Here is an 11,765-nt window from a genome sequence, read left to right as displayed (position 1 = left end):
TAATTTTATCGTTTTATGTTTAATTAGAGTTATTATTAAATTAAAAGAAAAATTCAAAATCTCAAAATATTGAGATAACTTAGCAAGATACTAATATATATCCACTAATATCTAATATATAATTTACTTATACAGTACAGGTAAAATATGTAAGTGATTATATATTTTTACATGTTCTAGAATATAGAAGAGAAGGTATAAAGGGGTGGTAAATAATAGAATATTAGCAGGAAGTATTATAATCACAAATTTATGAGAAGGGTAGTGTGTATTATGGTTAGTATCCTTAAGGGAAGTAAGAAGAGGCTTGGAGCTGCATTAACAGCTTTCATAGTATTTTGTACATTTATATTTCCGTCTTTACATGTTTTAGCAGTACCAAAAACAATGGCACATATAAAGGCTGGAAGTGGTAATGGTAATGGACATTTTGGTAGTACAAACCCAGAGGCATTTGTATTATCAGATAAAAAAGATATTACAAATGAGTCTATTAGCTTCCAGATGAAAGTGGGAAGTGCAAAAAATGATACAAGATTTCGTTTTGTGACCAAATATGTAGACGATAACAATTGGGGATATGTCGCATATGATGGAGCAACTGGTTGGTTTACAGAATATAAGAATGGTGATAAGACAGGATATCCAAAAGTTACAGGCCTGCCAGAATTAAACCAAGATGATATCTTAAATATTAGTGCAGTATATGAGGAAAATGGACTTAAACTAAAGGTAGAGAATAAAACAAGTGGTGAGAGTGGAGAAGCACTAATTAATACAGCTGATTTTATTAGTTTAAAAGATAAAGCAGGAAAGATTGGATTTGGTGCAGCTACTTATGGAACTGCATACACTGATATCTATTTTTCAGATGTAACAGTTGGAGAATATAAGTACACAGATTACAATGCTTGGACATTATATAAAGATAACCTTGCAGGTCAAGTATGGGAACCATCAGTAGTAGTAACAGATAAAGAAGAACCAGAAAATCCATCTGAGCAAGGTCAAAAGTGGATTAAGTTAACAGGTGGATCTAAAAATGGTGGTGGACATGCTTATGGTAATGCATCAGTAGCAGCACCAGTTTTATTACTTGATAATGAGAAGAGGATGGAAAAATCAGGGGAACTATCACTAAAATTAAAACCAAGTAGCAATTGGGGAGTTTTTCATACTTATGTAGACGATAACAATTGGTTATATATAGGATATGATTCATCTAGTAAGTGGTATTATCAATATAAGTTAAATGGTAGTGAATCTTATCCAAGTATTTCAGGTCTCCCAGTGCCTGTAGAGGGTGAAGAACTACAAATGTCTATATCCTTAAATAATGAGACATTATCAGTAACTGTTAATGGAACTACAGCTAGAGTTACTAATCAAGCTTTAATTTCCTTTGCTGACAAGACTTCTGGAAAAGGAAGATTTGGTGTAAAGACAAATGGAGCAACTTCCATTTCATTTGCAGATGTAAAATATAACGGAAAAAGCGCTATGGAAGACAAGTGGGTATTTGCTGCAGAGCGTACAGGACAAAAAGTAGAAGAAGTATATTCAAAGCTTGTACCAGTATCAGGAACTGTTTTAAATAAAGATGGAGATCCTATTCCAGAAGCAGTTATACGTATAGGAGCAAACTCAGTTAAGAGTGATGTAAATGGAAGGTATCAATTTGATGGCTTAGAAATTGGAGAATATAATATGGCTGCTACAAAGCCAGGTTATGAGGCATATTCTAAGGTTATAAATGTTGAAGATAAAGACAATGTAATAAATATTACATTAGAAGAAAAAGCATCATTAGATTTAACACAATATGATACTATTTCATCAAATGAAATGAAAGTATATATTGGAAAGACATTCCCTGTTGTTGCTAGGTATCAAATTCTTAAAGATGGCAAGGAAATGGAAGGACAATATTTCCGTGGTAATGAAACTAAACTTAATACTGTAGCAATCAATGGTGTGAAAATTGTACCAACTGTTACAGTTGAACAAACAGAAGCAGATTTTAGAATATATTCAATGCATGTTGAAAACACTGAAAACAACATAAATTTTGATATGAAAATAAAAGTAAGTGTAAAAGAAAATGATTTAACATGGGAAGTAATAGAAATTAAAAAGGTAGAGGGTTCTGCAAAGATTGGAACTATTGATGTTCCAGGTTTAAATCTTTTAACAGTAGATGCTGTAGAAGAAGGAGCTAATTTTGCAGGAGCACAAACATCTACAACTACAACATCAAGTGGTGATGTATTTATAGATTTTGAAAATGGATTTGTTCCATCAAAAACAGATTCTTATCTATATGGATTCCTTACAAATAACAAGTTAAGTGCAGGTCTTTTCAGTAATTCAGAAGCAGAAGGAGATAAACGTGTTGTAAGAAACAATGGTGCAGATACAATGAGTCTTACAAGTGCTCCATGGTATTATGAATTAGGAGATAAAAACGGACAAAAGGCAGCTGCAAAATATAAAGATTATCCAGTAAGTGATTTACCAGTTGCAAAAGTTGCTATTGCAGCAGATGAAAATGGAGATAATGATATTGACTGGAATGACGGAGCTCTTGCATTCCGTGATATTATGAATATTCCTTATGAAGCAGATGTAATTAAGGATATGGTTAACTATCGTATCGTTATGAACTTTGCAAGTATGGCATCTAACCCTTATTTAACAACAGCTGATAATATTAAGAAGGTCTTTCTTGCAACAGATGGACTTCCACAATCAGTTATGTTAAAGGGATATGGAAATGAAGGCCATGATTCAGCAAACTCTGAATATGCAGATATTGCAGAACGTGAAGGTGGAGTAGAAGATTTCCAAGACTTAATTAAAATTGCACATGATTATAATACAGAAATTGGTGTTCACATTAATGCGCAAGAAGCATATCCAGAAGCAGCTTCATTTAATGAAGATATGTTACAAAAGCCAATAGGAAATGGATGGGGATGGCTAGACCAATCTCATGTAATCGATAAGCTTTGGGATTTATCAAGTGAAGCAAGATGGAAGCGTCTTGTACAATTCTATGATCGTATAAATGGAACAAGCTTCTATAATAGAGCATGGCCAGAGGCAGTAGTAAATTCACTAGGTGAAGTAACTGCAAGTAAAGAAGAAATTAAGGCTGACGCTGAAAGCCGTGAAAATAATATGGATTTCATCTATCTTGATGTATGGTATCAAGATGCATGGGAAACAAGAAATGTTGCAAAAGAAATTAATTCCCTTGGTTGGAGATTCTCAACAGAGTTTAGTGCACAAGGTGAATATGACTCAACATGGCAACACTGGTCAACAGATGCAGTTTATGGTGGTGCAACTTCAAAGGGCTTTAATAGTGATATTATAAGATTTATCAGAAATGACCATAGAGATTCTCAAGTATTAAATTATCCTTCATTCGGAGGAACAGCGGATAATCCACTACTTGGAGGTTACAGATTGTATGGATTTGAAGGATGGGGTGGAGATAGAGACTTTAATGAATATATCTTAGAAACATTTAATCAAAACCTACCTACTAAGTTCTTACAACATTATATTGTAACTGATTGGGAAAATTACGAAGAAGGACAATCACCTGTAGGAAATCATGAAAAAGAAATTACATTAAAAAATGATGCAGGAGATACAGTTGTTGTAACAAGAAAAGAAGAACAAAGAAATGATGATAATATTGAGCGTATAATTACTTTAAATGATAAAGTAGTTTTAGATGAAGTAAAATATTTATTACCATGGACAGAAGAAGATGGAACAGAAAAATTATACCATTGGAATTTAGATGGTGGAAAAACAACATGGGAGCTTCCAAAGGGATGGGAAGGACTTGGAAATGTTGTAATGTATGAATTATCTGATCAAGGACGTATAAATGATATAAGTGTTCCTGTAACTAATGGATCTGTAACTTTAGAAGCTAAAGCAGCAACAGCATATGTATTAGCAATGGGTTCTGAAGTTAAAGAATTAAAAAATGACTTTGGTGAAGCTGATTATATAGTAGATCCAGGATTTAATGGATATGCAGTAGGAGAAAAATTATCTAAGGATGAATGGTCAGGAGATATTGAAGATGAATCAGTTGTAATAGAAAAGGCAAATACAGGAGATCAAAGACTAGCATTTAATAGTCCTTCTGAAGATGTAACTGTAACTACAACTATTTCAGGATTAAATAAAAATACAAATTATGTAGCAGAAGTATATGTAGAAAATAATAGTGATGAAAAGGCTACTATAGAAGTGAATTCAGGAAAGAAGACAGTTTCTAACTATACTGAACGTTCTATTTTAAATAACTATGTAAAATCAGATCAAAAGAATGGAAGTAAAATGCAACGTATGCAAATTTCATTCACAGCTGAAAAGGATACAGCAAAATTAACTTTATCTAGAGCAGCTGGAGAAGGATCTACTTATATGGATGATATCCGTATTGTAGAAAAGACATTAGATAACTTCCAAAAGGATGGAACATTTACACAAGACTTTGAAACAGTAGTACAAGGATTATATCCATTTGTATTAAGTTCTGCACAAGGAATTTCAGACCCTGCAACACATTTATCACAATTAAATGACCCATACACACAAGCAGGATGGAATGGAAGAGTAATTGATGATGTAATTGATGGAAAATGGTCATTAAAACATCATGATGCAAATACTGGAATAATCTATCAAACACTTCCACAAAATTACCGTTTTGAAGCAGGTAAAGTATATAATGTAGAATTTGATTATCAATCAGGACCGGATAAAGGATATGCTATGGTAATTGGAGATGGTACAAATTATGCAGCTCCAACAGAAGAACAATATCTTGCAGTAGCTCGTGGAGAAACTAAACATGTGAAAATGCAAGTTATTGGTAGCGGAAGTGGACAAACTTGGATTGGTCTTTATCAAAATGCAAGTAAATCAGGAACTGGTGCAATGGGTCAAAGAGATTTCACTCTAGATAACCTTGTAATTACAGAAGATAAAGATGCAGTTGCAGTTACATTATCAAGTACAAATCTTTATAAAGGTGAAACTGCTACAATATATGGAAATGGTTTAGATAAAATTAAGTGGAATTCAAGTGATGAAAAAGTAGCAGTTGTAGATAAGGATACTAATATTGTAAAAGCATTAGCAGCAGGAAACTCAACTATTACAGCAATACTTCCAGATGGAAAAGAAGTTGTATTTGAAATGAAGGTTATAGACGATGTTGTAATAGATATTCCAAGAGAAGAATTAGAAGGAATAACTTCTAGTGCAAACACAGAAGAGACAACAGGAGAAGGTGCAGGAAGTGGAGTAGCTTCTGCAGCTACAGATGGAAAATATTCAACTTACTGGCATTCACAGTGGAGTGGCAATAGATTTGTTGTAAGCAAAGAAAATCCAGCTATCCTAACTGTAGACTTAGGAAAAGAAATGAAAATAGGTGGAGTTAAATTCCAACAAAGACCAAGTGCAAATAATGGTATTGTGGAACAATTTAAATATGAGGTATTAGATGCAGAAGGAAAAGTTTTAGAAACTTCAGACTCTATTACTGCTTTAACTTCAGAGATGCAAGGTGGAGCATGGGTAATTGCTAAATTTAAACAAACACTTAATGCAAAAACAATTAAGATTTATGTAGAAAAAGGTCAAGGTAATTTTGCAGCAATAGCAGAAGTTGCACCAATTATTCTACACAAGGTTGCAGACACAGCAAGCTTAGAAGATGTAACAATGAATATAGGTGGAAAAGCAACATTAACTCCAAAGCATCCAGAAAATACTGTTCTAAAAGGTATTGTATGGAGTTCATCTGATGAAAATGTAGTAAAAGTAAATCAAAATGGTGTTCTAACAGCAGTAAAAGCAGGAACTGCTAAGGTTAAAATAACAAATGCAGCAGGTCTAATAGCAGAAAGCACAGTAACTGTTGAAAAGAAGAAGTTAAATTATAATAAATTAGAAAATGCTATTAAAAAAGCAGAAAAGATTGATTTAACTAAGTATAAGGATGGAGCTGAAAAAGATTCATTTGTAAAAGCATTAAAAGATGGAAAAGCTTTAATTAATAATGCATCAACACAAGATGAAATCGATAATGCAGTGAAAGTTCTTACAGAAGCTCAAGCAGCATTAAAACTACTAGATGTAGAAGAGCTTGACAAAAGTGAATTAGGAAAAGTAATTGCAGAATACGAAAAGCTTGATTTAGATAAATATAAAGATGGATCAAAGAAAGATGCATTTGTAAAAGCATTAAAAGAAGCAAAGGATGTATATAAGAATGCATCAAAACAATCAGAAATAGATAAGGCTCTATCAAAATTAAAGAAAGCTAAAGATAATCTAGTAGAAGTAGAACCAGAAAATCCGGAAGTACCAGAAGTACCAGGAAATCCAGAAACACCTGAAAATCCAGATACTCCGGAGACTCCAGATGATAATATAGTAATTAAACCATCAGAAGATAAGGTTACTGCAGAAGTATCAAAGATTAACCCTAATGAAAAGAATGAAATTAAGGTTAATACTGATTCTTCAGCTAAGAAGGTAGAAATTATTATTAAAGATGTTGAATCATTAAAGAATGGCACAGGATCTTTAAATATTACTATAAATAATGGAGTTCAAATAAACTTACCATTATCAGCAATAGACAAGAGTCTTTTAGAAGGGGCTAAGGGTGTTACTATTAGCCTAGATATAATAGAAAACTCTGATATATTAAAAGATATAAATGCAGTTAATAAGGTATTTGACTTTAATTTAATTATTAATAAAGAAGATGGAAGTACATTTATCCATAACTTTAAAGAAGGACAAGTAGAAATAACTATAAGCTTAACAGATAAAGAACTTGAAGGTCTTAATAAAGATAATCTTGTAGTTTATTATTACAATGAGGCTGAAAAGAAATTTGAAGCTATGGAAACTAAGGTGGATGGAAATAAAGTTACATTTAAAACTTCTCACTTCTCAAAATTTATAATAGCTGAAAAGTTAGATGATAGCCTAACTAATCCATCAGATACTAATAATAGTGAAGATGAAAAAGGAAATTTACCTAATACAGGTGCAGTAGTTTCAACTTCAGTAATATTAGTTTTAGCATTAGCGGCAGTAGTAGTTGGTGGAGTTTTATTTATAAGAAAAAAGAAACATGTATAAAAGAGATTAATTAAAGTTTTATAATCTACAAGAAACTAACATTTATAATAGAATTTAAATATCAAATGAATGAACAGTAATTAGTCTATACATTCATTAAATATGATAAAACTAAAATACTCATAATAGAGAAAGGGCGTGACTAGCATTCCAAGAGAAAGCTAGATCATGTCCTTTTTGATTAATCAATAACTTCTAATTTTTGTCATATGCTTAGTTCACGTTCTATATGTCTTTGTTAGTGGTTATAAACTAAAAATATCTAAGGGGAAAATTAAAAATGTGAGAACAAGATTTTAAATACTAAAATTTTCAACAGTTACAGTAATTATAAAGGTATCAATATAAGAATTAATTTACGGATAAGTAATTTATGATGGATCTCCTATAGGAATAATATTACTAGTAACAGAAATAATTAATGTTTACATAAGAATTCTTATTCAAAGGTGTGTAAGAAAAATATAAAAACTAAAGTTTGTAATAGTAAAAATTAACCATATAATAAGGTTGTTTTCACTGCAATTTTTGTGTTTTATATTGTATATGATGGTATAGGAATATATATCAAATGAAAGGATAAGTAGGATAAATTGTAAAAATAAGAGTTATCATGGTTGAATATGGAAAATTTACATAATATAATTATTTATGAATAATTATGTAGGGGGAGAAGAAATGAAAAAAATCAAGTTACACTTAGCAAGGATACTAACTTTTATGATGTTAATTGGTTTAGTATCAGGTGGTTTTTGGGGAAAAGAAGTAAAAGCAGCAGAGGGAGGATATGAGTTTCATACTATAGAAAATAGTAGAATGCTGAACTATTTGCCATACGGAAATAAGATGATTTTAGCTTATGAGAATGCAGATGACGAAAGTCCTAAAAAAGTTACTATTTCATCTGTTGAAAATGGTAAAGAAACTATTTTATATGAAATAGAAGGGGGTTACGCAGTTAATTTATCAGAGGCTATTGCTGATAACGTTATACTTTTAGCTTTTTTACCTGATGGAGGAGAAGCAACTGCGTACAAAAAATTCAATTTAAATGAAAATAAAATTTATGACATAACAGAAAAAGAATATATTTCATTAGAAGGTCATGTAGAAGAAGAAGAAAAAGTATGGTCTGATTCTGAAAAGGAAGAAGTACTTCAAAAAATTAATAAGAAAGCAGGTACTAATTTAACTATTAAAGATAAAAAATTAGAGGCTGTTGATGAATACTATTCAGAATATGTAAATGGAAATGAAAGAATTGGTATAGAGCTAGATTACAGGAATAGTGAAAAGTCTGTTGTTGAATTTTATGTCAGCTATACTAAAAATGATTTAAGAGAACATTATTCTGGTTTAATATTTGGTGACTATGTATTTGTAAGAACTAATAAAACTTTTTTATTTCCTACATACATAGTAGATAATGGAAATCTATATATATTTACTGAAACTGATGAGGAATTTAGTACTAAATGTGAAATTATAAAGATTACTAAAGATGGTGTAGAAACACATAAGAGTATAGATGAAGTAACAAACAACTCTTATATGGAAGTTAATGGAGAATATCTATATATAAGTCATTATGTTAGAGAAGGATATATACCTAGATTAAATATTTATAAAGCAAATGGAAATAGATATGAATTGGTTAAGAGTATTGATAACATAGGTGAGGTATCAAGCCTAGATGGAAATAGTAAAATACTTTTAAGTGTAAATGGCGAAAAATTAGAACTTATAAAATTAACTGGTGCTAATACAGAAGTATTATACGATTTAAGTGATGTAGTTACTGGTTTAAGTGGTATTGAAAACAACTATGTTTTATATACATATAATGGAGAAGCACCAAGTATAATAGTAATGCAAAAAAGTACTCCAAATCAACCATCTGAACCAGAAGTACCAGAAAATCCAGAAGTGCCTGAAACTCCAGAGAACCCAGGAGACAATGGAAATAATAATAATGTAGTAATTAAACCTTCAGAAGATAAGGTTATTGCAGAAGTATATAAGATTAACCCTAATGAAAAGAATGAAATTAAGGTTAATACTAATTCTTCAGCTAAGAAGGTAGATGTTGTAATAAAAGATATTGAATCCTTAAAAAATGGAAAAGGATCTTTAAATATTACTATGAATAATGGAGTTCAGTTAAACTTACCGTTATCAGCAATAGACAAGAGTCTTTTAGATGGGGCTAAGGATGTTACTATTAGCTTAGAAATAGTAGAAGATTCTGCTATATTAAAGGATATAAATGCTGTTAATAAGGTGTTTGATTTTAACTTAATAGTTAATAAGGAAGATGGAAGTACATTTATTCATAATTTTAAAGATGGACAAGTAGAAATAACTATAAGCTTAACTGATAAAGATCTTGAAGGTCTTAATAAAGATAATCTTGTAGTATATTATTATAATGATGCTACAAAGAAATTTGAAGCTATGGAAACTAAAGTTGAGGGAAATGAAGTTACATTTAAAACTCCTCACTTCTCAAAATATGTTGTAGCTGAAAAGTTAGTTGATAAAGATGAAAATGTAACTAAACCAGAAGAAAATACTAATTCATCAGATACTAATCCATCAGATACTAATAGTAAGACTGAAGCTGGAAAAGGAAATTTACCTAATACAGGTGCAGTAGTATCAACTTCAGCAATATTAGTTATAGCATTAGCTGCAGTAGTAGTTGGTGGAGCTTTATTTATAAGAAAAAAGAAACATGCATAAAAGAGATTAATTAAATAAAGTGAACTAGTTAAATAATAAGAATTAATCTAAATATGTAAGTAATATAACTATGTAAAATAAAAAATCATATATTATGTTATGCTCTCTTTGTAGTAGACAGTTAAAATAATAAAACTGTAGCTATGGAGGGAGTATTTTATATATAAGAAAATACTTAATTAATATAAATATTAGGTTCTCTTTATGTGAAGAAATTAATTTTATGTTCTCTGGTAGAGAAAAAATTCATTTTAAATTTTCTTACTTTAGGGTATAATGAATAACTAGAGAAATAGAGATAAAGTGATTCTTAGCTTCAGATGGAGTTTTCTTAAAAAGTAGAGAATCAAAATCTTGCATTTTGTGTGAATCACTTTCACAGAGTGCAGTAATATCTTATTCCATCTGAAGCTTAGAAGAACTAATCCAGGCGCGTAGCAGTGCTTAGCTCCCACTTTGAGAAGATGGTAGTATTAGCAATGTTAGCGATCGGATAAACTACTTTCAATTTAAGGAGGAAAAGCCCTTGGCAGATTACATAAATGAAATAGAAAAGAGAAGAACCTTTGCTATAATATCCCACCCTGATGCAGGTAAAACTACATTAACAGAAAAGTTCCTATTATACGGAGGAGCTATAAGACTTGCAGGATCAGTAAAGGCTAGAAAGGCTTCAGCACATGCAGTATCTGACTGGATGGAAATAGAAAAACAAAGAGGTATTTCAGTTACTTCATCTGTAATGCAATTTAATTATAGTGGACATTGTATAAATATATTAGATACACCAGGTCACCAAGATTTCTCAGAAGACACATATAGAACACTTATGGCTGCAGATAGTGCAGTTATGGTTGTTGATGGAGCAAAAGGTATAGAAGATCAAACTAGAAAGCTATTCCATGTTGCATCCCTTAGAGAAATGCCTATATTTACTTTTATAAATAAGTTGGATAGAGAAGCTAAGGATCCATTTGAGTTATTAGAAGAAATTGAAAATGAACTTGGAATAAAGACATACCCTATGAACTGGCCAATAGGATCAGGTAAAGAGTTTAAGGGAGTATATGAAAGAGATAATAAGAGAATTATTGCTTTTTCAGCTGGAAACCATGGTCAAACTGCAGTAGATGCAATTGAAGGTGCTGTAGATGATCCAAAATTTAGAGAAATCTTAGGAGAAGCTCTTCATGATAAATTAATGGAAGATATAGAACTTTTAGATATAGCTGGAGACGACCTTGATTTAGAAAAAGTTAGATTAGGAGAATTAACACCAGTATTCTTTGGATCAGCTTTAACTAACTTTGGTGTAGAGCCATTCCTAGAACATTTCTTAGAAATGACTACATCACCACTTTCAAGAAACTCAAGCATAGGAGAAATAGATCCATTTGATAATAATTTCTCAGCTTTCGTATTTAAGATACAAGCTAACATGAATAAGGCTCATAGAGATAGAATTGCCTTTATGAGAATTTGTTCAGGAAAGTTCCAAAAAGGAGAAGATGTTTATCATATGCAAGGTGGAAAGAAGCTTAAGCTTTCTCAACCACAACAATTTATGGCTCAAGATAGAGAAATAATTGAAGAAGCATATGCAGGAGATATAATTGGTGTATTTGATCCAGGTATATTTTCAATTGGAGACACTTTATGTTCTCCATCAAAGAAGTTTAAATTTGAAGGAATTCCAACCTTCGCACCAGAACACTTTGCAAGAGTTAGACCAGTAGACTCTATGAAGAGAAAACAATTCGTAAAAGGTGTTACTCAAATAGCTCAAGAAGGAGCGATTCAAGTATTTAAAGAATCATTCATAGGAATGG

The 11,765-nt window shown here is 31.2% G+C and carries 3 protein-coding genes; all 3 read left to right on the top strand.

The features are described from left to right. Positions 1 to 273 precede the first annotated feature (273 nt). On the top strand, positions 274 to 7,194 hold the full coding sequence (locus E6248_RS07815) for an endo-alpha-N-acetylgalactosaminidase family protein (RefSeq protein WP_316340260.1): 6,921 nt from the start codon (positions 274 to 276) through the stop codon (positions 7,192 to 7,194). Positions 7,195 to 7,872: 678 nt separating this feature from the next. Further along, positions 7,873 to 9,936 carry an LPXTG cell wall anchor domain-containing protein gene (locus tag E6248_RS07810; RefSeq protein WP_316340259.1) on the top strand — a complete coding sequence of 688 codons (2,064 nt, stop codon included), beginning with the start codon at positions 7,873 to 7,875 and terminating at the stop codon, positions 9,934 to 9,936. A 526-nt stretch (positions 9,937 to 10,462) separates the two neighbouring features. After that, positions 10,463 to 11,765 (top strand): peptide chain release factor 3 (locus E6248_RS07805; RefSeq protein WP_316340258.1); only part of this gene is annotated, 1,303 nt, incomplete at its 3' end.

This window comes from Clostridium sp., assembly GCF_032552055.1.
Classification (GTDB): domain Bacteria; phylum Bacillota; class Clostridia; order Clostridiales; family Clostridiaceae; genus Clostridium.
Note: the sequence above shows the minus strand (reverse complement) of the source record. Positions and strands in the feature narration are given on the sequence as shown.

Coding starts and splice junctions, on each gene's coding strand:
- E6248_RS07810 (WP_316340259.1), top strand. CDS start 7,873: ATGAAAAAAATCAAGTTACACTTAGCAAGGATACTAACTTTTATGATG.
- E6248_RS07815 (WP_316340260.1), top strand. CDS start 274: ATGGTTAGTATCCTTAAGGGAAGTAAGAAGAGGCTTGGAGCTGCATTA.